Origin of the sequence: Paracoccus stylophorae, from assembly GCF_028553765.1 — a bacterium.
In the GTDB taxonomy this organism is placed as follows: Bacteria; Pseudomonadota; Alphaproteobacteria; order Rhodobacterales; family Rhodobacteraceae; genus Paracoccus; species Paracoccus stylophorae.
Genome location: NZ_CP067134.1, coordinates 3,591,881 through 3,615,704 on the forward strand (window position 1 = coordinate 3,591,881; position 23,824 = coordinate 3,615,704).

At 68.2% G+C, this 23,824-nt stretch carries 16 protein-coding genes and 1 pseudogene; 4 read left to right on the top strand and 13 right to left on the bottom strand.

From position 1 onward, the window contains the following. Nucleotides 1-14: 14 nt before the first annotated feature. From JHW45_RS17700 to JHW45_RS17730, 7 genes are read right to left on the bottom strand one after another with little or no spacing between them, the layout of a single operon-like run. On the bottom strand, nucleotides 15-1,106 hold the full coding sequence (locus JHW45_RS17700; protein ID WP_272858904.1) for a CgeB family protein: 1,092 nt from the start codon (nucleotides 1,104-1,106) through the stop codon (nucleotides 15-17). Further along, nucleotides 1,103-2,194, bottom strand: a complete 1,092-nt coding sequence (locus JHW45_RS17705; protein WP_272858905.1) for a CgeB family protein — start codon at nucleotides 2,192-2,194, stop codon at nucleotides 1,103-1,105. Before JHW45_RS17705 ends, JHW45_RS17700 begins: the two co-directional genes overlap by 4 nt. Then, a complete protein-coding gene (locus JHW45_RS17710) occupies nucleotides 2,191-3,300 on the bottom strand; it encodes a CgeB family protein (RefSeq protein WP_272858906.1) in 1,110 nt (369 codons plus the stop codon). The genes JHW45_RS17705 and JHW45_RS17710 overlap by 4 nt, the downstream gene beginning before the upstream one ends. A 1-nt stretch (nucleotide 3,301) precedes the next feature. Then, a complete protein-coding gene (locus tag JHW45_RS17715; RefSeq protein ID WP_272858907.1) occupies nucleotides 3,302-4,390 on the bottom strand; it encodes a glycosyltransferase family 4 protein in 1,089 nt (362 codons plus the stop codon). Beyond that, complete coding sequence (locus tag JHW45_RS17720) at nucleotides 4,387-6,393, bottom strand: SDR family NAD(P)-dependent oxidoreductase (RefSeq protein WP_272858908.1); 2,007 nt, start codon at nucleotides 6,391-6,393, stop codon at nucleotides 4,387-4,389. Before JHW45_RS17720 ends, JHW45_RS17715 begins: the two co-directional genes overlap by 4 nt. Beyond that, on the bottom strand, nucleotides 6,390-7,493 hold the full coding sequence (locus JHW45_RS17725) for an NAD-dependent epimerase/dehydratase family protein (protein WP_272858909.1): 1,104 nt from the start codon (nucleotides 7,491-7,493) through the stop codon (nucleotides 6,390-6,392). Before JHW45_RS17725 ends, JHW45_RS17720 begins: the two co-directional genes overlap by 4 nt. Continuing rightward, nucleotides 7,490-7,687 carry a hypothetical protein gene (locus JHW45_RS17730; protein ID WP_272858910.1) on the bottom strand — a complete coding sequence of 66 codons (198 nt, stop codon included), beginning with the start codon at nucleotides 7,685-7,687 and terminating at the stop codon, nucleotides 7,490-7,492. Before JHW45_RS17730 ends, JHW45_RS17725 begins: the two co-directional genes overlap by 4 nt. Here JHW45_RS17730 and JHW45_RS17735 point away from each other — a divergent pair. From JHW45_RS17735 to JHW45_RS17745, 3 genes are read left to right on the top strand one after another with little or no spacing between them, the layout of a single operon-like run. Further along, nucleotides 7,686-8,687, top strand: coding sequence for an MDR/zinc-dependent alcohol dehydrogenase-like family protein (locus JHW45_RS17735; protein ID WP_272858911.1), 1,002 nt, complete (start codon nucleotides 7,686-7,688; stop codon nucleotides 8,685-8,687). The two genes, JHW45_RS17730 and JHW45_RS17735, sit on opposite strands and share 2 nt — an antisense overlap. After that, a complete protein-coding gene (locus JHW45_RS17740; RefSeq protein WP_272858912.1) occupies nucleotides 8,678-9,706 on the top strand; it encodes a Gfo/Idh/MocA family protein in 1,029 nt (342 codons plus the stop codon). Before JHW45_RS17735 ends, JHW45_RS17740 begins: the two co-directional genes overlap by 10 nt. Beyond that, complete coding sequence (locus tag JHW45_RS17745; RefSeq protein WP_272858913.1) at nucleotides 9,697-10,470, top strand: hypothetical protein; 774 nt, start codon at nucleotides 9,697-9,699, stop codon at nucleotides 10,468-10,470. Before JHW45_RS17740 ends, JHW45_RS17745 begins: the two co-directional genes overlap by 10 nt. A 161-nt stretch (nucleotides 10,471-10,631) precedes the next feature. On the opposite strand, the gene treS is transcribed toward JHW45_RS17745, so the two are convergent. The 3 genes and pseudogenes from treS to treY form a co-directional block, all read right to left on the bottom strand. Then, the gene (treS, locus tag JHW45_RS17750; RefSeq protein WP_272858914.1) at nucleotides 10,632-12,740 is read right to left on the bottom strand and encodes a maltose alpha-D-glucosyltransferase; all 2,109 of its coding nucleotides are present in this window, start codon (nucleotides 12,738-12,740) and stop codon (nucleotides 10,632-10,634) included. 125 nt (nucleotides 12,741-12,865) lie between these two features. Next, nucleotides 12,866-14,089: pseudogene (locus JHW45_RS17755) on the bottom strand (sugar phosphate nucleotidyltransferase); the annotation flags it as partial. 127 nt (nucleotides 14,090-14,216) lie between these two features. Further along, on the bottom strand, nucleotides 14,217-16,568 hold the full coding sequence (treY, locus tag JHW45_RS17760) for a malto-oligosyltrehalose synthase (RefSeq protein ID WP_272858916.1): 2,352 nt from the start codon (nucleotides 16,566-16,568) through the stop codon (nucleotides 14,217-14,219). A 122-nt stretch (nucleotides 16,569-16,690) separates the two neighbouring features. Between treY and glgA the strand changes: the two genes are divergently transcribed. Continuing rightward, complete coding sequence (gene glgA, locus JHW45_RS17765) at nucleotides 16,691-18,199, top strand: glycogen synthase GlgA (protein ID WP_272858917.1); 1,509 nt, start codon at nucleotides 16,691-16,693, stop codon at nucleotides 18,197-18,199. On the opposite strand, the gene malQ is transcribed toward glgA, so the two are convergent. From malQ to glgX, 3 genes are read right to left on the bottom strand one after another with little or no spacing between them, the layout of a single operon-like run. Next, nucleotides 18,127-19,968, bottom strand: a complete 1,842-nt coding sequence (malQ, locus tag JHW45_RS17770; RefSeq protein ID WP_272858918.1) for a 4-alpha-glucanotransferase — start codon at nucleotides 19,966-19,968, stop codon at nucleotides 18,127-18,129. The two genes, glgA and malQ, sit on opposite strands and share 73 nt — an antisense overlap. After that, entirely contained in the window at nucleotides 19,965-21,743 is a 1,779-nt protein-coding gene (gene treZ / locus JHW45_RS17775; RefSeq protein ID WP_272858919.1) for a malto-oligosyltrehalose trehalohydrolase, read from the bottom strand. Before treZ ends, malQ begins: the two co-directional genes overlap by 4 nt. Then, nucleotides 21,740-23,824: a glycogen debranching protein GlgX gene (glgX, locus tag JHW45_RS17780; RefSeq protein WP_272858920.1), complete on the bottom strand. Its 2,085-nt coding sequence runs from the start codon at nucleotides 23,822-23,824 to the stop codon at nucleotides 21,740-21,742. The genes treZ and glgX overlap by 4 nt, the downstream gene beginning before the upstream one ends.

A 23,824-nucleotide genomic window follows, 5' to 3' on the forward strand; every position in this document is an offset into this window, starting at 1 on the left:
CCTCTCCTGTTTGGTTACGTCCGCTCCATTCTGTCTGCGCGCGCGCCGTGCAGCACGCGCGCCAGTTCACGCGCCCGCGCCCGGCCGGTATGTTCGGCCAGCACGCGGCGGCGCGCATTCTCTCCCAACGCCCGGCGGGCGGGATCGCTCAGCCCGGTCAGCGCCGCCACCACGTCCTGCGTATCCTGCGCGATGACGATGGCCTCGCCATCGGGAAACAGCTCGTTCAGCCCGCGCCAGTCGTCGCTGATGATCGGCGTGGCGCAGGCGCCGGCCTCGAACAGGCGCACGCTGGGGGACCAACCCATGCGGCGCATCGCGGCGCGGGTGACGTTCAGGGTAAAAGCCTGCCCGTTGTAGAACTCGACATGGCGCGCCGGCGGCAGATGCTCGATCCGCTCGACATTTTCGGGCCAGTCGATGTCGTCGGGATATTGCGGCCCGGCGACGACAAAGCGGCGGTCCGGCAGCAGGCGGGCGGGTTCCAGCAGCAGCGCCTCAAGCGTCGGCTGCCGGTCGGGGCTGTAGGTGCCGAGATAGCCCAGATCCCATCTCTGCTTCACGTCCATCGGACCATAGCGATCCGCGTCGACGGCGCAATACAGCGCCTCGGCCCGGCGCGCGCCGCGCTGCTTTTCCAGATGCTCCAGCACCGCGCCGCCGGAGAACGAGAAATAGATGTCGAAGAGGCCGACCTGACGCGCGGCCAGATATTCCTCGTCGCCCTGGTCCAGCCGGTCCAGCGTCACCGGCGTGTCGATGTCGTAAAAGCACAGAAGCTGCGGGTTCAGCGCGTGCAGCGCGTCGATGATCTGCACCCCGTCCGGCACATACGATCCGACCATCACCGCATCGGCCCGGGTCAGCCGGTCGCGATGGCGGTCCAGCATCGCGGCCGGATCGTCGTAAAGCTGCAATTCGCAGAAATCGGGGGCGGGCAGGTCGCGGTGGGGCGCGTACCACGGCACGTCGCGTTCCAGAAACAGCACCTTGTGGCCTTCTTCTGCCAGCCCGCGCAGCAGGGCGCGATAGGTGGTGGCATGGCCATTGCCCCAGGACGAGCTGAGCGAGAGGCCCAGGATCACGATGTCCAGCGGCGCGCTCATGCGGTTTCCCTCGCCGCAGCCAGCCGGGCGCGGAACAGATCGTCGGCCAGCGCCGCGCGGTGGGTATAGGTGTGCTCGTTCAGAACCCGTTGCAGCGCCGCCTCTCCGATCCGCGCGGCCCGTTGGGGCGAAACGCTTCGGACAAGGTCGGCCACGTCCTGCCCGTCGCGGGCCACGAGAATTTCCTCGCCCGGCGCAAGAAACATCTCGACCCCTTCCCAGGCGTCGGTGACGATGCAGGCCCCGGCCCCGGCGGCCTCGAAGACGCGGGTGGCGGGGGAAAACCCCGTTTCCGCCATGCTGTCGCGGGCGATGTTCAGCACCATGCGCGCGCTGGCATTCAGCGCGTTATGATCGCGCGTCGGCACATGGCCGAGCGCGCGGACATTGTCCGGCATCCCGTGCCCCTGCCAGCCCGATCCACCCAGCAGGAAGCGCGCCTCGGGGCAGGCGGCGGCGGGGGCAAAGAACCACGCCGCGACCCGCGCCTCGCGGTCGGGCAGGCGGTTGCCCAGAAACGCCATGTCGCAGGCGAAGCGCGGCTCGGGCGGCACCGGATGGTGGGTGTCGGGGTCAAGCGCGTTATAGACCGGCACACAGTCGCGCGCGCCAAGGGCGCGATAGGCGTCGATGACCGGCTGTCCGCCGCCATAGGTCAGCACCAGATCGAGGTCGGGCAGCGCCGTGCGCAGCGGGTGTTCGGAGGCGGCGCGCAGTTCGGCCAGCGTGGCGGGGGCGTCCACGTCCCAGAAGATGCGCAGGGCGTCGGGCCGGGCGGCCCCCATCACCTCGGTCAGCAGCAGATCGTCCTGAAAGCCGACGCCGCTGGCCTTGACCACGATATCGGCCGTCGCGGCCTTGGCGGCCGCGTCGCGCAAGGCGGGAATGGTGCCGTCATAGACCACGACGCGGGCCCAGTCGGGCGGGTCGATGTCGCGGTTCTGCTGCCGGTCGTGGACGTCGGGTTCGTAGAATGTGATGTCATAGCCGCGCGCCGCCAGCGCCCGCAGGATGCCGCGATAATAGGTCGCCGCCCCGTTCCAATAGGCCGACAGCAGGCTGGAGCCGTAAAAGGCGATCTTGGTCATGCGATATTCTCCGTCTGCGCAGATGTCCCAAGCCGGGCCAGGATTGACAGCAGCTCTTCGGCGCGGTGGCGGCAGGTGTGGCGGGCGCGGATCGTCTCCAGCCCGGCGGCGGCGATCTCGCGGCGCTTCGCTGGATCGTGGATCAGCGAGGACAGATGGTCGCGCATCTCGGGGCCGTTGCGGGCGCGCAGATGGTCGGTGCCGGGGCGGAACAGCCCTTCGCAATCGTCCCACGGCGCGCTGACCAGCGGGATGCCGCAGGCGAGCGCCTCGAACATGCGGATGGTGGGGATGCCGGGCAGCGCCTGCACATAGGGGGCGCGCGGCACATGCACGGTGACGCGGTGGCGGGCGAATTCGCGCGGCACATCGGCATTGGCGATCCAGCCGCCATAGGCGATCCCGGCCTGATGCAGCCGCGCCAGCGCCTCATCGGGATAGCGAACGCCGCGAATGTTGGCCGACAGGCCCAGTGCTGCCACCGGCTCGATCAGGAACTCGGCCAGTTCGGCACTGCGTTCGCCGTCGCCCCAATTGCCGATCCAGACCAGATCGGCCTGCGGCTCCTGATCCAGCGGATGGAACAGCGCCACGTCCGCCGCCTCGTGCCAAGTGAACACCTGCCGCCCCCAGCCCGCGCGCAGATAGCGTTCGCGCAGCGTCTCGCCAAACGCGAGAATGCCGTCGTAATTCGAGAGATCGAGCGCGCCGATCTCGCCCTCGGCGCTGACGGCGCGGTGATGGGTGTCGTGAAACAGCAGCGTGAACCGCGCCCCGCCCCGGCGCAGCGCGCCCAGTTCCGCAATCAGCGCCGGGTCGGTCCATTCATGCACCACCACCACATCGGCACCGTCCAGCAGGTCCTGATGCCGGGTGTCGGCGTCATAGCGGCGGGTGTGCAGCATCGGAAAGGCGTGGTGAAAGGCCTCGATGGCGCCCTCGCCCTGCTCGGCGATCAGGTTGTCGCGCGACCAGGACTGCTCGGGCTCAAGCGCCTGCGCCTGATGGCCCAGATGCTGCAATTCGCGCATCACGCCGCGCAGGAAATGCGCGTTGCCGTGGTTCCAGTCCGAGATCAGGGAATGAGTGTAGAAGACAAAGCGCATGTCAGTGAACCTCTGCCCCGGCGGCGTGTTGCGCACGCAGCCGGTCGTGAATTGCGGCCATGGCCTGAACCTGCGCGGCCAGCGAATAGCGCGCCGCCCAGTCCTGCGCCGCCTGCCCCATGCGGGCGCGCAGGGCGGGGTCGTCGATCAGCCGGTTGACCGCCGCCGCCAGCGCCGCCGCGTCGCGGGGCGCAAAGAACAGCGCCGCCCCGTCCCAAAGCTCGCGATAGGTGGGGATGTCGCTGAGGACCAGCGGCACGGCGGCGCGCGCCGCCTCGGCCACGGCAAGCCCGAAGGGTTCGTAGATCGAGGGCGACACGAAGATGCCCGCGCCCTGCACCAGCGCCAGCGTGTCCGCATGCGGCAGCGACCCCAGCGTCGTGGCGTGGCGCAGCGCGACCTGCGCGCCGTTATCGCCGCGCGTCGGGCCGGCCATGTGGACCGGCCAGCGGGTCTCGGCCGCGGCAAGGTCCAGCGTCGCCGCGTCCTTGCCCTCATCCCACCAGCGCCCGGCGGCGGCCACGATGGGGCGCTGCGGCAGGCGGATGGCGGGCGCGGCGCTGGCGTTATGCACCACCTGCAGCCGGTCGATGGGTCCGTAACACGCGGTCAACGCATCGGCATGGGCGCGCGAGGGCGCGATGACCGCATCGGCGGCGTCGAAACCGGCCTGCGCCAGCCGCGCCTGCCATGCCCAGTCCGGCGGCAGCGCGCTGCCCCGGACCGCGCGAAACCACGTCGCGACGCAGGAATGAGAGACGGCGACGATGGGCAGGTCCAGATCCAGCCCCGCCGCCTGTCCCGGCAGGTTCAGATGCAGCAATTCCGCGCGGTGCCGCCGGGCCATGTCCGCGATCTCGCGCGGCACATCGGCCAATCCTGCGGCGTCGGGGACCATCCATTCCAGCGGCGCGCGGCCCCAGTCGAGCACGCCGACCGCCTCGGCCTCGGCCCGCTGCGCCGGGCTGGGGGCGGGGCCGAAGCCTGCGAACACCACCTCATCGCCCCGCTCGCGCAGCCCACGGCCCAGATCCAGCGCATAGCGCCACACCCCGCCCACCGCATCGAGTGTCATCAGCACCCGTGTCATGAGGCCATCACCCGCCGCTGCGCGGGCGTTTTCGCGGGAAAGCTGCGGTTCTGGCGCAGCCAGTCGGCCAGCTGACCCAACCCCTCTTGCCAGCCGATGCGCGGCTGCCAGCCGGTGCGGGTTTGCAGCAGGCCGGTATCGGCCACGAACCAGAACTGATCGCCCTGCCGCCAGTCGTGCCGGCTGACCTCGCAGGGTTCTCCGGTCAGGCGCGCGATCTGATCCAGCACCGCGTTCAGGCTGACCGCGTTGCGCGGCCCGCCGCCAAGGTTGAAGGCCATGCCGCTGAGCGCGTCGATATTGTCCAGCACACCGCGATAGGCGGCCACGCAATCATCGACATGCAGCACGTCGCGCACCTGCTTGCCGTCGCCATAGATCGAGATTTCGCGGCCCTCCAGCGCGCGGATCAGGAAATGCGCGACCCAGCCCTGATCCTCGGTCCCGAACTGGCGCGGGCCATAGATGCAGCTCATCCGCAGCACTGCCGCCGGGATGTCATAGGATGTCGCGTAATCCAGCACATACTGGTCGGCCACCCCTTTCGAGCAGCCATAGGGCGTGCAGAAATCCAGCGGGCGACCCTCGCCGATGCCGTTGTCGCGCAGGTCGCGGTCCTCGGGCAGATGGCGGTCGTCATGTTCGGCCATCGCTACGTCTTCCAGCGCGCCATAGACCTTGTTGGTGCTGGCAAACAGCACCGGGACGCGACGGCCGGTGGCGCGCACGGCCTCCAGCAGGTTCAGCGTGCCGCGGGCATTGATCTCGAAATCCTGCATCGGGTCGGTCAGGCTGGTCGTCACCGCCGTCTGCGCGGCCAGATGCACGACGCTGTCGGCATCGCGCACCGCCGCCCGCAGCGAGGTCATGTCGGCCAGATCGGCCGGCACCGGATGCAGCCGCGCGCCGTGACGCTCGGCCAGCCAATGCAGGTTCTGTTCCACACCGGGCCGCGAGAGGTTGTCATAGACGATCACCTCGCGCCCCTCGGCCAGCAGGTTGTCGGCCAGATTGCTGCCGATAAAGCCGCTGCCGCCGGTGATGACCACGGGCTTGACCGCGCCGGACAGCCCCGGCGCGGCAAGCCGCGTCACCTCGCGCACCCGGTCCACCCCGCCCGAGGTCAGCAGCCGGGCCAGCAGTTTCGGTCGGCCGCGCGCATCGACCGCGCCCATGTGATAATGGCGCGGGTCGAACCACAGCCCTTCCTGCACCGCGATATCGCCCGGCAGATCGGCCCAGCCATACCAGTACATCCGGTCCGCCCCGGCATCGAGCGCGTCGACGAAACGGCGCATCTGCGCGGCCTCGTCCCCCCGCCAGGTTGAATAGCCGGTCTCGGTCAGCCAGATTTCGGCCTGCGGGTTATAGCGGTTCAGGATCGCGCGCGTCTCCTCCAGCAGCGCATCCCAGCCGCGCCACGATCCCTCCTCGCTGTCCCAGGTGCCGGGAAAGCCATGCAGACCCACCGCCGCCATCTCGGCCAGCAGCCCGCGCTGACCCATCAGGTCCAGCCACAGCGGATCGAAAGGGCACGGCCCGCCCAGAACCGCCTTCCAGCCACGTTCGTTGATCCAGTGGGCCGCGCCGCCGGCCATCTCGCAGAACAGCAGATGGTCGCTGTCGTAGCGCCAGTCCCAGTCCAGCAGGTTGTTGGGCTCGTTCCACAATTCGACATGGGTGAAATGCTGTCCGTGGCGGGTCAGCACGCGGTCGATGAAATCGGCGTATGATTTCAGATCGTGCGGCGGCCCTGACGACTTTCCCGTGCGCGACAGCGATGGCGGCGTGTAATGCACGCAAGGCAGCAGGTCGATGTCACGCCCCAGATGGGGCAGCAGCCAGTCATACCATTCCTCGCCGCCCGGCGCGTGGTATTCCGCCCAGGACAGGTGCGTGCGCAGATAGGTCGCCCCGGCGGCGCGCATGTCCGCCAGCGCACGTTCGACGCGCGCATGTTCGCCCGGGCGGAACCACTCGGCAAAGCCGAACCGCTCGGTCATGATACCAGCCTCCGCGCCTCGAGCTGGCGGCGCATCTCGGCGCCGCGGTCGATGACGGTCTGGCCGCGCACCCATTCCACGAAATCGTCCAGCGATTCCTCAAGCCGGCGCTCCGGCGCAAAGCCCAGCCGCTCGCGCGCCTTGGAAATGTCGGCGAAACAGTTGCGGATGTCGCCGGCGCGCGAACGGCCAAGGATCTCCGGTTCCAGATCGGGCCGGTCCATCTCGGCCGCCAGCAATTCGGCGACGCGGGCGATGCTGTAGGCTTGACCCGAGCCGATATTGAAGACCTCGCCGCCGATGCCGGGCGTTTCCAGCGCCAGGCGGAAGGCGCGGGCGACATCCTCGACATGGACGAAGTCGCGCTGCTGTTCGCCGTCCTCGAAGATCGTCGGCCGCTCGCCGCTGGCCAGACGCGATGCGAAATTCGCCAGCACGCCGGTATAGGGGTTCGACAGCGCCTGCCCCGCACCGAAGACGTTGAACAGCCGCAGCGCCACCGCCTCGGGCGGATAGGTGTCGCCGAAGATCAGCACCTGGCGTTCCTGCGCGTATTTCGTCAGCGCATAGATCGAGGCAAGATCGACGGGTTTCGTCTCATCCGTCGGCACCGCCTGCAGGGGCTGGCCGTCCGGCCCCGGAATGTTCCAGCGCCCGCCGCGCACCGCCTCGGCATCGCGTCGGGCGGTATCGACCGTCTCGCCCGAGGCGGTGGCATAGCGCCCCTCGCCATAGACGCTCATCGACGAGGCGACGACGATGCGTTCGACCGGGTGATCCAGCAGCGCCTCCAGCAGGACCGCCGTGCCCAGATCGTTCGCGCCGACATAGCGCGCGATCTCGTACATGGACTGGCCGACGCCGACCTCGGCCGCCAGATGCAGCACCGCATCGCAGCCCTTCAGCGCGCCGCGCAGGCTGTCGGCGTCGCGCATGTCGCCACGGATGAAATCTACATCGTCGGGAAGCGCGGCGGCACCTTCATGGACCTGTTCGATCAGCGCGTCATAAACGCGCACCTCGTGGCCGTGCTGCTGCAATTCCTGGGCCACATGCCGGCCGATGAAGCCGCAGCCGCCCGTTATCAGAACCCTTGTCACTGCTCCCCCTTCTGCCCGTCGGGCGTCACCGATATTTTCAGTGCAACAGCGGAAAGCGAGGAATGGTTCCGCAACCTCAGGCGCTTGGCGCTTTTTGCTGGAACCCGAGCCGCCATCGTTGGTTGGATGTGCGGAAGAAGCTGCTCATGCTTCTTCGGGTCACGACGCCGCAGGATCGGAGGAGCCTTCTGCATGCACGACACCTCGCCACAACTCTGCACATCCGCCGCCGACACGATGCCGGCCGCGCGGCTGACCGGGAAGGGACAGTTCGATCTGGTCGAACACCCGATCCCCCGTCCCGGCCCCGGACAGGTGCGCATCGCGCTGGAAGGCTGCGGGGTATGCGCCTCGAATCTGGGGCCATGGGCGGGGCCGGACTGGATGGTCTTTCCCACGGAACCCGGCGCGCCCGGACATGAGGGCTGGGGCCATGTCGATGCCCTGGGGGCCGGAGTGACGGGGCTGCGCACGGGCGACCGGGTCGCGTTTCTGGGTCAGCGCAGCTATGCCGCCTTCGATCTGGCCGCCGCCGATCAGGTGGTGGCGCTGCCGCCGGAACTGGACGGCCGCCCCTTTCCCGGCGAGGCGTTGGGGTGCGCCATGAACATCCTCGCGCGCAGCCGCATCGAGCCGGGCATGCGGGTCGCCATCGTCGGGATCGGCTTTCTGGGTGCCGCGCTGACCCGGCTGGCGGCGAATTTGGGGGCCGAGGTGATCGCCATTTCGCGCCGGCCAGAATCGCTGGCGCTGGCGCGGCGGATGGGGGCGGCACGCACCATCGCGATGCACGATCACTGGGCCATCATCGACGAGGTGCGCGCGCTGACCGACGGCGCGATGTGCGAGGTGGCGATCGAGGCGGTGGGGCTGCAATGGCCGCTGGATCTGGCCGCAGAGCTGGTGGGCACGCATGGGCGGCTGGTGATCGCGGGCTATCACCAGGACGGACCCCGGCAGGTGAACATGCAAAGCTGGAACTGGCGCGGCATCGACGTGATCAACGCCCATGAACGCGACCCCGCCACCTGCGTCGCGGGGATGGAACGTGCGGTCCAGGCGGTGATGGCGGGACGGCTGGATATCGAGCCGCTTCTGACCCATCGCTTTGCACTGGAGGATCTGGGCGCGGCGCTGGACGCCACCCGCGACAAGCCCGACGGTTTCGTCAAGGCATGGGTGACATGCCGCTAGAAACCTCTGTGACCACCCGCCCGCGGCTGGGCTTTCTGGGGCTGGGCTGGATCGGGCGGCTGCGGATGCGCGCGCTGGCCGACACCGGGCTGGCCGAGATCGTGGCCTTGGCCGATCCGGTGGCGGACTGCCTGGCCGAGGCGGGCGCGCTGGCCCCCGGCGCGGCGCGGGGCAGCACCCTTGCCGACGTTCTGGATAGGGGGTGCGACGGGGTGGTGATCGCCACCCCCAGCGCGCTGCACGCCGAGCAGACGATTGCCGCCCTGAACAGCGGCGTGGCGGTGTTCTGCCAGAAACCCCTGGGGCGCGACGCCGATGAGGCCGCGCGCGCCGTCGCCGCCGCGGAACGCGCCGACCGCCTGCTTGGGCTCGATCTCTGCTATCGCCACACGGCGGCAATGCAGGCCATTCGCGAGATCGTGCAAGGCGGCGACATCGGCGAGGTCTTTGCGGCCGATCTGGTGTTTCACAACGCCTATGGCCCCGACAAGCCCTGGTTCTACGATGCCGCCCAGTCGGGCGGCGGTTGCGTCATGGATCTGGGGGTGCATCTGGTGGATCTGGCGCTTTGGGTGCTGGCTTTTCCGCCCGTCACCAACGTCTCGGCGCAGCTTTTCGCCGGCGGCCGCCCGCTGACCGCGCGCGATCAGGTCGAGGATTACGCCACCGTCACCCTGCAACTGGGTTCTGGCGCGGTGGTGCGGATCGCGTGTTCGTGGAACCTCTCGGCGGGGCGGGATGCGGTGATCGAAGCCAGTTTCCACGGCACGCAAGGCGGCGCCGCCATGCATAACCGCGACGGCTCGTTCTTCGATTTCGCGGCGTATCATCATACCGGCACCGCGCGCCGCCTGCTGGCCGAACCGCCCGACGACTGGGGCGGCCGCGCGCTGGCAGAGTGGGCACGGCGCCTGGGGCAGGCAGAAGGCCACGATCCGGCGGCCGAAAATTTCGTGCAGCTTTCACGGATCATCGACCGCATCTATGCTGCGGCCCTTGAAGGTGACAGATGCCGCTGATCGGACTTCTTGGCTTGATCTGCCTGATGATCGTCATGGCCGACTTCCTGATGACGACGGTGGGGACGAACGACACCAGCCCCATCGCCATGCGCATCGGAAAGCTTGCGTTCAGACTGGTCAGGCGCCTGCCGGAAACCGACCTCAAGCACAAGGTGATCGGACCCCTGGTCGTCGCAACCGCAGCCACGTGGTGGATCCTTGGCGTCAATCTGTCATGGGCGATGATCTTCATGGGTGTGCCGGATTCCCTGGTCGAGCAGAACGCGGGGCGCACCGCCGATGCCGTGGGATATATTTCCCATGTCGGGCACCTGCTTTCCACCGTCGGCGGCGGCCCCACATCGCCGGCCTCGACCGGCATCGCGCTGTTGGGCGTGGTGGTGGCGGTGAACGGGATGATCGTCCTGACCCTCGCCGTCAGCTTCGTGATGTCGACGACGCAAACGGTGGTCGAGGGGCGCAGGCTTCTTCTGTATCTGGGCGCCAGCAGGACGGGCGACGCGGATGTGCTGAAGGATCTGGCGGGGCTGACCGCGCAGCTGAACACGGCGCCATTCGCGCTTTTCTTCAGCCATCAGGACGCCGGGCTGAGGATCCCCGAGCAGTTGTCGCACATCTTCACGCGGCGACTGGACGATACCGATGTCGAATGGTCGCGCCTGATCCGCGCCCTTCCCTATTTCCAGCAATATTCCGACGCGGGAATGGCGACCGGTCTGGAGCGATGGCTTTCCGCCTTTTCGGCGCGCCGCTCGGATTAGCGCCTTCGGGATGCCCATCGCCGAACGCTCGCGGCGCGCCGGAGACGCCGGCCTGAAGGTTCCGTTTGCGTTTCAGCCCCGGTGGGAAGTCCTCTACACGAAAAGAAAGCTTTCGCGCCCGGGCCACCGCCGCCGACACCGCGCACCACCGCTGCGCCTGTTCAGATCGGCAGCGGATAGGCGATGCGCAGGGACCGCCCCTGCAGCGGGTCGAGTTGCAGGTGCAGGCGTCCGTCGTCGCCGACCTCGCCCTCGACCGTCTCGGCGATCATGTCCAGAACCGGTCCGGACCTCGGCACGTCCAGCGTCAGGACTTCGTCCACCGGCTCGCGCCCGAAATTCAGCGCCGTGATCTGCCGCCCGCGCCGGTCGGGCAGTTCGTGCATCATCACCAGCAGGCCCGGCGTCTGCACGTCGGGAATGGCAATCTGTTCGCTGGCCGCGATCCCGTGCGCCTCGCGCACGGCAAGCAGACGTTTCAGCCGGCTGGCGAAACTGTCCGGGTCGTCAAGCTGTTCGGTGATCGGCCCATACAGCGTGCGCGCCCGCGGCAGCCCGTCGGCCGAATGGCTGGCATCGGGCACCGCGCCCGTCAGGTCATAGGCGCCGCGCGCGATCCAGCGCGTGTCGCCATCCGACATCAGATGCGCCACCTGATCGGGGTCCAGCGGCAGCGCGCCGACCAGATCCCAGCCCGACAGCGCGAACACCCCCGGCTGGAACGCGTTATACATCACCAGCAGCAGATGCGCGCGCCGGATTTCCTCGATCTGGCCGGCGTCCAGCGCGTCCAGATCCTCGTGCCCCAGCGCCGCCGCGATCAGGCTGACCGTGGTGCAGGCGACGCCGTTGGTGACGAAACGCAGGTTATAGGGCGCGCGCGGGCCGCTGATCGCCTCGTACATGGTCTCGCGGATATGGTCGCGCAGCGTGCGTCCCTGCCACGACTGCCCGCCCAGATCGAACATGTCGTTGGCGTGCAGGGTCCAGAAATGCACCAGTTCCAGCGTCAGTTCATCGTGGTTCTGCATGGCGTGGATCAGCGAGGCGGGATCGATGCCGTAATCATGCACCATCCGCAGCATCATCCGCAGGAATTCGGTGTCGCCCGTCACCAGCGCGTGATGATAGGCGGGACGGGTGATGAAATCATAGGACAGATCGGCGCCGTGCCCGGACATGGCGGCGATGTCGTCCACCGTCAGGTTCAGTTCCTGAAAGGTGAACCCGCCGGCCTTTCGCACCATGCCGCCCAGCAGGCTGTTGCCCACCACCGACAGCGGATGGCTTTCCGACCAGACCGTGCCGTTCTCGCGCTTTTCGATGCCCAGAAAGCCGTTCGCGTCCAGACGCAGACCGCGCGCGCCCAGCTGGTCCAGCGAATGCAGCGCATCGCCCATGATCATCGTCTGGGCGGCGAATGACGGGTCAAGCCAGTTGAGGCTGGGCTGCCCCTCCTTGAAGTAATGCAGATAGACCCAGCGGCGCATCTTTCCGTCAACGCCCTTGATCGGGGCCGTCACGCTCCAGTCGGTTTCCTTGACGCCCGGCTCGAAAAAGATGACGCGATGAAGCTGCCCGGCGATATAGTCGCGCTCGGCCAGCAGATCGACGGTGTCCGGCGACAGGTTGGCGGATTGGCGGCCGGCGGGCACCTCGGGCAGAAGATCCCAGTCGTCCGGTGCGATCTCGATCATGTGATAAAGCCCCGGATAATCCGCGTGCCGCATGCAGGCCAGGTGAAAATCCGGTCCCTTTCCGGTATGCGACGGAATCACATCGTCGATCACCACGGCGTTGTGCGCCGCCGCGATGGCGCTGAGCGTGACGTATTCGTCGCGTGTGCCGAAGCCCGGATCGACATCGAAACCGATCCGGTCGAAATTGCCGTCGATCGTCGGCGTATAGCGCCCGTCGAGATAGCCGCCCGATCGCTTTGTCGGGCCGGTATGAATCGCGCGGATGCCGATGGACGACAGGGCGCGCCACAGCGTCTGATCGCCCAGCGACGCCAGCACGGAAGAGCCTTCGGGCGTGATGACGGATGCCGGATAGGTCGTGATCCAGACAGGTGCGACCGCGCTTGCCTTGCGGGGCTGGGCCACGGCGTAGGGCCTGCGCCACATCCGCGCCGAGCCGCCATAGGCGCGCGCCGCCTGCCGCGCCTGGTGCAGCATCGACATCCGTTCCAGTTCCGCGACGCGATGATCGGACGCCTCGGGCCCGGGGCCTGCTGTCCTGTCCTTATCCGAACGTGCATTCTTCTCCATCCTTCACCTTTCCAGCGTTCCCGCCGCAATCAGACGTCGCAGGCTGCTTCTGCCAGATCGCAGCCGTCCTTGGGCGCGATGCCGGCCGATCCGCGCGCGGCAGGATGCAGCCCGGCCACCTGCCCGGCCTGGCTGCGCGCCAGAAGCATCCGGGGCGTTACCAGAACGGTCCCGCGCTCGGTGCGCCGGAACCAGCGCGCATCTTCCTGCGCATCCTCGCCGATCACCATGTCCGGCTCGATCACCGATCCCGGCGCAAGGATGCAGCCCGAAATCCGCGCGCCCCGTCCGATGACGGCGCCCTGCATCACGGCGGACCCTGTCACGCGCGCGTCCTTGCCGATCACGCTGTGCGAGGCGACGAACGACTCCACCACGTCCTGCGGTGCCAGTTCGCCACCGGGCGCGGCGCTGGCCAGTCCCGAGTTTCCGCCAGCCACGGCAGGCAGCACCGGCCATCTTCGATCCAGCAGCGCAAGATCGCGCTGCTGGTGGACCAAGTCCAGATGCGCATCGAGATAGGCGTCCAGCGTGCCGACATCGCGCCAGTAAGCCTGTGCCCCCGGCACCGGCGCTTGCAGCGCATGACCAATGGCCCGCCCTGCCCGGACGAATGACGGCACGATGTCGAAGCCGAAATCGTGCCGCGACCCGTCCCTGCTCCGGTCGTTCAACAGGGCTTTCCGCAGCGCCGTCCACCGGAAGATATATATCCCCATGCTGGCCAAGGCGCGGGCAGGATCGTCTCTCATGGCGGGCGGGTTTGCCGGTTCTTCCAGAAATTCGGTGATCCTGCCGTCCTCGTCCGCGTCGATGATGCCAAAGCCGTGCGCGGTATCCAGCGGAACGGCGGCCGCGGCGATGGTAAGATCGGCCCCGCTGTCACGATGCCTTTGCAGCATGGCGCGGTAATCCATACGATAGACATGATCCGCCGCCAGGATCAGCACGTCGCGCGTCGGCAGCGCATCGAGGCGGTCCATATTCTCGGTGACGGCCGCGGCGGTCCCGACATAGCCTTCGGCATGACCCGTGACCTCGGGACCATGCCGCACGTCGATGAACCCGCCTCGGGCCTCAAAGATCGGCCCCCAAAGCTGGGTCAGCCGTCGATGCAGGGTTTCCGGCCGATACTGGGTGGCGGCGATGACGTGACGGACACCCGAATTGCGCGCGTTCCCCAGGCTGAAATCCATGATCCTGCCGTGATCGCCGAATCGCAGCGCGGGCTTGCATTGCCGGTCCGACAGTTCATGCAGCCGCGTCCCCCGTCCTCCGGCCAGCAGGACGACCGGACAATCGGACATCGCGTCGTCCTGCGCCCTGAAGGCGTGTGTCATGATCTGCATGGCACCTTATCCCTGACCTGACAAGCAACGCGGGCCTGTTCCCGATTATCTGAAAACGAAAACTTTCCCTGCCGTCCTCCGGTTCCACAACCGCAGGATTTATCGCCAGCGGCGTCCTCCGATCGCGTTATCGGCCATCGTCTTCCGCCCTGGCAGACCGGAACAGGGCGACGGCACATTCTGACATCGCGTGATCGGCGGGTGGCCAGATGCGCACCTCGCCCGCACGCGCCGCCACCGCCTGCGCATCGAGGGGCGCTGGCGCCGACACCAGCACCCGCAATATGCTGTTGCCGTGAACGCGCCGGAATCCGACCGTGCCGGCGGGCGCCTGATCGTCGGGAAGATATTCGCCTGCCGCGAACAGGACCGGTTCGTCGCGCCGCAGCCCAAGAAGCCGGCGCGTCAGGTCCAGCTTCTCGCGGTCCTCCTTGCGCAAAAGCGTCGCCGGGTCGTCCAGCGCGGCATCGAGGCGGGCGAAATCCACCGGCGCGCGGTTGTCCGGATCGGTCAGGCGATAATTGCCGATCTCGCAGTCCTGATAGATGTCGGGAATCCCCGGCAAGGTCAGCTTCAGCGCCACCTGCGCAAGCGAAAGCCGCGACGCGGTGCGCGCGGCATCCTGCGTGGCGGCCGGAAGCGGATCAAGCGCGCGGGCCAGCGATCTGACGAAGGCCAGTCCGGCGGCTTCGAAAGCCTCGTTCGGGTCCTGCCATGACGTGCCTTCCTTGGCTTCGCGCATCGCCTTGGTCGCGTGATCGCAAAGCCGCGTGGCCAGATCGTCGCGACCGTCGCAGCCGGGCATCATCGCCCACAGCGATTGCACCAGATACCACCGCAGGTTCGGATCGACAGCATCGGCACCGTCCACCGCCGAGGCCGCCGCGAACAGGGCTTCGGCCGCGTCGGGATGGTGGCTCAGCGCGGCAAGACGCGCGCGCGCATCCTCGGACCGCTTGGTGTCGTGGCTGGAGGTCAGGCTGAGGCCCTGGGGCATATCGCGCATGCGCGCGTGCATGCGGGCGTGGAAGGTGGCCGCGTCGATGGCGGGGCGGTCCGGCTCGGCGCCGACCTCGTTCGCGCCGATCAGCGCGTTGTAACGATAAAAGGCCGTGTCCTCCTGCCCCTTGGCCATGACCGCGCCCGAGACCTGTTGAAACCGCAGGCGCAGCGCCGTGGCCTTCCCGTCCGGGTCCAGCAGGCAGCGCAGAAGAAAATCCACCGCATGCCGCTCTGCATCCTCTGCCGCCCGCGATGCCGCATCTTCCAGCGCCGCCACGTCCTCCGGGCGCGGGTCACTGTCGTCCAGATAGGGGCGATACCGGTCCAGATGCGCGATCAGCTCGACGATGGCCCGGCGCCAGGTCTCGGGCCCGTATTCCGCCGCGACCGGATCGTCTGCCGCGGCCCGCATGACCATCGCATGAAGCTGCCACAGTTCGGCGGCAAGCTCGGTTTCCAGAACCTGGCGCTTGGCGGATGCGACCACGTCGCCGAAATCGGCCGTCCGTCCGGTGATGCCGCGATAGAAATCGTCGATCCGTCGCGCGCCGCCCGTATCGGTCAGGACCTGCGCGATGTCGCGGGCAAGCACATATCCCGTCGTGCCCGCAATCGGCCAGTCGGGAAGGGTCTCATCGGGGGCGATGATCTTTTCCACCCACAGCGGCGTATCGGGCAGACGATCCCGCAGCCGTTCCAGATAGGCGGCGGGATCGGCCAGCCCGTCGATGTGATCGATCCGCAGCCCCGCGACCGTCCCCGATTTGCACAATTCGATGATCAGGCGATGCGTGTCCTCGAACACCCGGGCATCCTCAACCCGGACACCGATCAGGCCGCTGATGCTGAAGAACCGGCGATGCGTGATCGCGTCCCGCTCGGCCCGCCAGTGGCACAGCCGCCAGAACTGCCGGTCGTGCAGCGCGCGGATCGCGGCGCGGTCATCCGGACCCGGCAAGGTGTCGGGCATGGTGCGCGCGTCCAGCGGCACCCGCAGCGGCCCGTGAACCAGCACCGGTCCCCCCTCATCGTCCTCGACGGCAAAACCACCATCCTGCAACACATCCTCGAACGGCGCCGGCAGCATCGGCAGCACCAGCCGCCGGTCCGGCGCGATGTCGAAATGGGCGCGGTATCGGCTGGCGTCGCCCTTGGCCAGCAGGTCGCGCAGCCAGGGATTGTCCAGCGTGAACGCCATGTGGTTCGGCACGATGTCCAGCACGATCCCGATGCCGCGCGCCCGTGCGGCAACAGCCAGCCGATCGAATCCCGCTCGCCCGCCAAGCGCCGCGTCGATCACCGTCGGGTCGATCACGTCATAGCCGTGGGACGAGCCGGGTTGCGCGGCAAAGATCGGCGACAGGTAAAGATGCGTGATCCCCAGCCGCTCAAGATAGCCAAGCACCCGCTCGGCCCGGTCGAAATCCATGCCGCCGCGCAGTTGCAGCCGATAGCACGACGCAGGCAGATGTCGCATGTTTGCTCCCGCATTTCGGAATGACTGTCCTTGCGCCAATCATGTGTGGCGGCAGTTTCGGAACGTCCGGCCCGCCGGCTGGTTCCCGGTGCGGAACCGCCGCCAGTTTCGCCGGTTGGCAGATGCAGCGCACCGACCTGCGCGAAGGAGACGCCATGAAGGTGCTGTCGATCACGTCCGAGATGTATCCGCTGGTCAAAACCGGCGGGCTTGCGGATGTCTGCGGCGCGCTGCCCGCGGCGCTGTCGCAGCAGGGGGTCGAGATGCGCGTGCTGCTGCCGGGTTACCCGTCCGTTCTTGCGGCGGCAAGGCATTGCGGCGGGCCGACCCCCCTCGATCTGCCGCTCGGTCCGGCGGCGCTGCGGCGCTGCACGGTTGCGGGCGCGACGGTCTGGATACTGGACGCGCCCGAGCTGTATGACCGGCCCGGCGGGCCTTACCAGGCGGCCGACGGGCGCGATCATGGCGACAACTGGAAACGCTTCGGGCTGCTGGCGCAGGCGGCGGCACGGATCGCGGCCAAGGGCGCGGAAGGATGGCGGCCTGACATCGTGCATGCCCATGACTGGCAGGCCGGTCTGGTCCCGGCCTATTTAAGCGCGAATGCGATTCCCGCCCCGTCCGTGCAGACGATCCACAACATCGCCTTTCCCGGTCGTTTTCCGGCGGGGATTTTCGGCAGTCTCGGCCTGCCATCCGGCTTTTTCGACATGTACGGCGTGGAATTTCACGGCGATGTCAGCTTTCTCAAGGCCGGTCTCTATTTCGCCGACGCGATCACCACGGTCAGCCCCACCTATGCCGAGGAACTGACGCGGCCCGGCTTTGCGCACGGGTTCGACGGGCTGATCCGGGACCGGGCGGCCGATGTGACGGGCATCCTGAACGGGATCGACACGGCCGAATGGGACCCCGCCGCCGACAGGCTGATCGGGCGGCGTTTTACCCCGCGCAGTCCTGGACGGCGGACGGAGAATCGCCGCGCGCTCGGTTCCGCATTTGCGCTTGCCGAAGACAGCCCGCTGGTTTCGGTCATCAGCCGTCTTACCCACCAGAAAGGGATCGACCTGATCTTCGAGGCGGCAGACGACATCGTCGCGCGGGGGTTCAACCTGATCGTGCTGGGCACCGGCGACCCGGCGCTGGAGACGGCGGCCCATGCCGTGGCGACGCGTCATCCGGGGCGGGTCGGGGTGCATATCGGCCATGACGAGGCTCTGGCCCACCGTATCCAGGCCGGCACCGACGCGCTGCTGGTGCCGTCGCGGTTCGAGCCGTGCGGGCTGACCCAGCTTTGCGCGCTGCGCTATGGCGCGCTGCCGGTGGTCGCGCCGACCGGCGGGCTGATCGATTCGGTGATCGACGCGACCCCGGCATCGCTGGCCGCGGGCGTCGCGACCGGCATCCATCTGCGCGAGCTGTCGGCGCGCGGGATCGGCGCGGCGCTGGACCGCCTGTCCGCGATCATGGCCGATCCGGACTGCCATGCGCGCATGATCCGCAACGCGATGTGCGCCGATGTGTCGTGGTCGGCCAGCGCCGCACGCTATGCCGCGCTTTATGCCGGGCTGGTCGCGGGGCGCGGGCGCAGCCGCGACAGCCTCTCGCTCAGCGCGGCAAAAAGGGGATGATCCTCCAGTTCCTCGATCGGGGTCGGGCTTCGCTTGCGCCAGTTCGGGTATTCATCGCTGGTGCCCGGCACATTGGTCGGCTCGCGCGGCCCGGCGATGTCTGCCAGTCGCACGGCCATCAGCAGCGCGGGCGTGCGCGCGACATATTCATGCGCCGCCAGCAGGACGGCATCGGGCAATGCCCCCGCCGCGGCCGCCCGATCCCCTGCACCCTCAAGCGCATCCATGTCGCGCAGCGCGGCCAGAAGATCGCGCCGCTCGGACTTCCGTTCAACGCGATGCCGGGCCGAAATGTCGGCGTCGACCAGTCCGAACCGCTCGCGGTCATCGATGTCGCGCCCTTCCCACCAGTCGGCCAGCGTCGGCAGGTCATGGGTCGACAGACATGCCAGCGCCTCGGCCGGATAGCGGTGCGGCGGCGTGAAACCCGTCGCATTCCGCTCGAAGTAAAGCAGCCGGTAGGAGAGGATATTGGCCTGCTGCATCACGCGGCGGAACCCGCGCGGAACCGAGCCCAGATCCTCGCCCACGATGACCGCACCGGCGGCCCGCGATTCGGCGGCAAGAACCTTCAGCATCTGGGGCATCGGATAGCGCAGATATCCGCCTTGCGCCGCGCTGGTGTCCTCGGGGATCAGGAACAGTTGCCACAGCGCCATCGCGTGATCGATCCGCAGTGCGCCGGCATGGGACAGCTGCGCGCGGATCATGTCGCGGAAGGGGGCGAAATCCTGCGCCTCCAGGGCCTCGGGCGAGGGTGCGGCCAGGCCCCAGTTCTGCCCCTGCGTCTGGAACAGGTCGGGCGGCGCGCCGATCTGCAGCCCGCGCAGCATCGTGTCCCCGCCCCAGCCGGCCGAGCCGTCGGGCGCCTCGCCCACCGCGAGGTCCAGATAAAGGCCCAGGCGCATCCCCGCCCCGCGCGCCCGGCGCTGCACGGCAGCCAGCTGCCGGTCGGCCACCCATTGCAGCCAGACGTGAAACGCGATGTCGTTCCGGTGGGCGCGCGCAAAATCGCGCACCGCCGCGCTGTCCGGCCGCCTGAAGGCGTCAGACCAGCTTTGCCATCCCGCCCCGAACCCGTCGGCGACCATCTGCGCCGACAACGCCTCGAACGTCGCGTGATGCGCCAGCGCCGCGCCGCGCGCCGCGGCGAATGCCTCGTGATCGGCGCGCGCGGCGTCGTCAGCGAAGGGCGCACGGTCGAAGATGTCGCGCAGCGCCGCAAGCTTCAGCCCGGCGACGCGCGTGTAGTCCACCTGATCCGCGCCGCGCAGCCCGTGCAGCGCGGGCGCAGGGGGGGCCGCCCCCGGCACGTCATCGACGGCGATGTAAAGCGGGTTCAGGAACGCGCGATTGGACGGCGCGAACGGGCTGCATCGTTCGGGGTCGGCCAGAAACAGCGCGTGCAGCGGGTTGATCCCGACGAAATCGGCCCCTGCCCGCGCCGCGATTTCGGCAAGATCGCCCAGATCGCGGAAATCGCCGATGCCCCAGTTCCGCGCCGAGCGCAGTTCGTAAAGCTGGCAGAACAGACCCCAGGCCGGCGCCCGCCGCAAACCCGGCGGAACGAAGCAGCGCGCATCGGGCGGCGCGAACATGCGCCGGTCGCGTGGCGGGCCGCCCGGCACCCCGGCCTCGGGGTCGACGCCAAGCGCGCGCAGCATCGTGCGGCGGGTGGCGGCGGGCACCCTGCGCCGCGTGCCATGGGCGTCCGTATAGGCCGGCGGGATGCCATAATCCCGGCCAAGCCTTTCCAGATCGCGCGTCATGCGCCGTCCTCAAGCTTGGTGAACCGCACCTGCCAGGCCCCAAGCGACGACCCCCCACCGACCGGCCCCGAGATGACCCGCCCCGGCGCGGCGGGAACCGTGGCCTGACCGTCGCCAAGATGGGCGCGCAAGGACAATGTCGCCCCGCGCAGCTGCCAGTCGACGGCGATCACGTCGCCCTCGGCCGCGACGATGCGTCCCGCGTGCCCGTCGACACCGGCAAGATGGGGCACCACCTCGCGCCGGCGCACGCGCAGCAATCGGCGCGTCTCTTCCAGCCGGTCCTGTCCGGCCCCGTCGCGCTGCGCCCAGTCGATGCGCGAGGCGGCGAAGGTCTCGGCGGCATTGGGATCGGGGATGGCCGAGACGGCGCCATCCGCGAACGCGGCAAACCCCGCGAACTCGCGTCGCCGCCCCTGCCGCACCGCGTCGGCCAGATCGCCGTGGAAATCGGTGAAGAACAGGAAGGGCCGCGTCTCACCATATTCCTCGCCCATGAACATCAGCGGGATATGCGGCGACAACAGCAGGATCGTGCGCAGCGCCCGCACCACCGGCTGCGGCGCCAGCGCGTCGATCCGTTCGCCAAAGGCGCGGTTGCCGATCTGATCGTGGTTTTGCAGGAAATCGACGAAGGCCGCGGGCGGCAGATGCGCGCTTGGCGCGCCGCGCGGGCGACCGGTCTGCGGCGATGTCTGCCCCTGATAGGCAAACCCCTCGGCCAGCGCCCGCGCCAGATGCGCGTGCGGCGTGTCGGCGAAATCGGCGTAATAGCCCTCGCCCTCGCCGGTGGCGATGACATGGGCGGCGTTGTGCCAGTCGTCGTTCCATTCGGCGGTGTAAAGCGGCACCCGCCCGTCCTCGCGCGCGTGAAGATGCGTCACGTTGCGGTTATCCTCGGTCGTCAGATGGATCGCGTCGTCGGGAAAGGCGCGCCGCACCTGCTGCGCGATCTCGACCAGGATTTCGGGGTCGGATCTGTCCTGCACATGGTCGATGGCATCCAGCCGCAGCCCGTCCAGCCGGAAATCGCGCAGCCAGTAAAGCGCGTTCTCCACGAAGAACCGCCGCACCGGCCCGCGATCATAGGCGATGGCCGCGCCCCATGGTGTCTGGCGCGATGCGTCGAAGAAATCGGGGGCGTAGAGGTTCAGGTAATTCCCCTCGGGGCCGAAATGGTTATAGACCACGTCAAGCAGCACCATCAGCCCGGCGCCATGCGCGGCATCGACCAGCGTGCGCAGGTCGTCCGGGGTGCCATAGGCAGGATGCACGGCATAGGGCAGCACCCCGTCATAGCCCCAGCCGCGGTTTCCCGCGAACTGCGCGACCGGCATGATCTCGACCGCCGTGACGCCCAGATCGGCCAGATCGCCCATGCGCGTGGCGGCGGCGGCAAACGTGCCGTCGGGGGTAAAGGTGCCGATATGCAGCTCATAGATCACCGCCTCTTCCCAGGGGCGGCCGGGCCGGTCGTGCCGCCATCGGTAATCGGCCGCGTCGATCAGCCTGGATAGGCCATGCACATCGTCCATCTGTGCGCGGGCGGCCGGATCGGGCACAACGGTGCCATCGTCCAGCACGAAGGAATAGGCTTCGCCCGTCTCGGCCCGCGGCAGGGTGCAGTGAAACCAGCCATCGCCCTGCCGCGCCATGTCCAGATCGCGGCCGCCATTGCGCAGCTTCAGCCGGGTCTGCGCCGGTGCCCACAGGGCAAAGCGCACGGTGTCGGCGTCGATGACCGGACCCCAGTGCTGCCGCCGGCCCGCCGTCATGGCGTCGCGCCCTCGAACAGCAGGATTGACCGCTCCGGGATCTCGACGGCCGGGCCGAGCGTGCGTTCCTCGCCCTCGACCGTCGCCGTCCCGGATGCCGTGTCGATCAGCAGCCGCCACGAACCGCACAGCGCATCGGGCAGATCGAACTGCACCGGCGACGCGGCGGCGTTCAGGAAGACCATCAGCCCGCCGCCCCGCCCCGACAGATGCAGGCACAGCATGCGGTTCTCGGGATCGTCCCAGTCCTGCGGCGTCATCTCTGCACCGTCCGGACGCAACCAGCGCGCCCTGACATCGAACCGGTCGCGCGGGTCGGCATGAATGAACTTTTCCGCCCGCAGCAGGCTGCGGCTGCGCCGGATGGCGATCAGGTTCCTGACGAACGCCTCGAAGTCGCGGTCGCCCGGCCCGTCCGGGTCCCAATCCAGCCAGCTGAACTCGACATCCTGGCAATAGGCGTTGTTGTTGCCGTGCTGGCTGCGCCCGCGTTCGTCGCCCATCAGGATCATCGGCAACCCCTGCGAGATCACCACCGTCGTCATCAGGTTGCGCCTCTGCCGGTCGCGCAGCGCAAGGATCTGCGGGTCGTCCGTCGGCCCCTCGACCCCGCAATTCCACGACAGGTTGTGATCGTGACCGTCGTTATTGTCCTCGCCATTGGCCTCGTTGTGCTTGTCGTCATAGCTGACGAGATCGTCCAGCGTGAAGCCGTCATGGGCGGTGACGAAATTGACGCTGGCCCAGGGTCGCCGGCCTTCGTGTTCGAACAGTTGCGACGATCCCAGCAGGCCATCGGCCAGCGTCGCGGCAACGCCCGGATCGCCGCGCCAGAAGGCGCGCGCGGTGTCGCGCCAGCGGTCATTCCACTCGGCCCAGCCGGGCGGAAAACTGCCCAGCTGATACCCTTCGGGGCCGGTATCCCACGGCTCGGCGATCAGCTTCACCCGGCTCAGCACCGGGTCCTGCCGTGTCGCCTCCAGAAAGACCGCGTGCATGTCGAACGCCTCGCGCTCGCGCCCCAAGGTCGTGGCCAGGTCGAAGCGGAACCCGTCGACGTGACATTCCTCGACCCAGTAACGCAGCGAATCCATCACCATCTGAAGCGTCCTGGTGTGGCGCATGTCCAGCGCGTTGCCGCAGCCGGTGGTGTCGTAGTAATGCCGCGGTTCGTCGGCCAGGATGTAGTAGCTGGCATTGTCGATCCCGCGGAACGACAGCGTCGGCCCCATCTCGTTGCCTTCGGCGGTATGGTTGTAGACCACGTCCATGATGACCTCGATCCCCGCCTCGTGCAGGCGGCGCACCATCAGCTTGAACTCGTTGATGGCGCCATCGCGGGTCAGGTATCGCGGGGCGGGTGCGAAAAACCCGATCGTGTTATAGCCCCAGTAATTCGTCAGCCCCCGTTCGACCAGATGCCGGTCGTCGAAGAACGCCTGCACCGGCAGCAACTCGACCGCCGTGACGCCAAGATCGACGAGGTGATCGATCGTCGAGCGCGTGGCCAGCCCCTCGAACGTGCCGCGAACCCGCTCGGGCAGCGCGGTGTTGCGGGCGGTCATGCCCTTGACATGCGCCTCGTAGATGATCGTGTCCTGCCAGGCGCGGTTCGGCGGGACGTCGCCGCCCCAGGTATGGGACGGATCGACCACCACGCATTTGGGCATCACGAAGGCGCTGTCGCGCTTGTCAAAGCTCAGATCGCCCCTCTTGTGGCCGATGCGATAGCCGAACAGCGCGTCGTGCCACCTCAGCTGTCCGCTCAGCCCCCGCGCATAGGGGTCGATCAGCAGCTTGTTGGGGTTGAACCTGTGCCCCGCCTCGGGCGCGTAGGGACCATAGACGCGATAGCCGTAAAGCTGGCCGGGCCGGATCCAGGGAAGGTATCCGTGCCACACCTGATGCGTGTTCTCGGGCAGTTCGATCCGGTCCGTCTCGCGCCGGCCGGCCGGGTCGAACAGGCACAACTCGACCCGCGTCGCATTGGCCGAAAACAGGGCGAAGTTGACACCCGATCCGTCCCATGTCGCCCCCAGAGGCCAGTCGGACCCCTCCAGCGGCAGTTGTTTCACGACCAT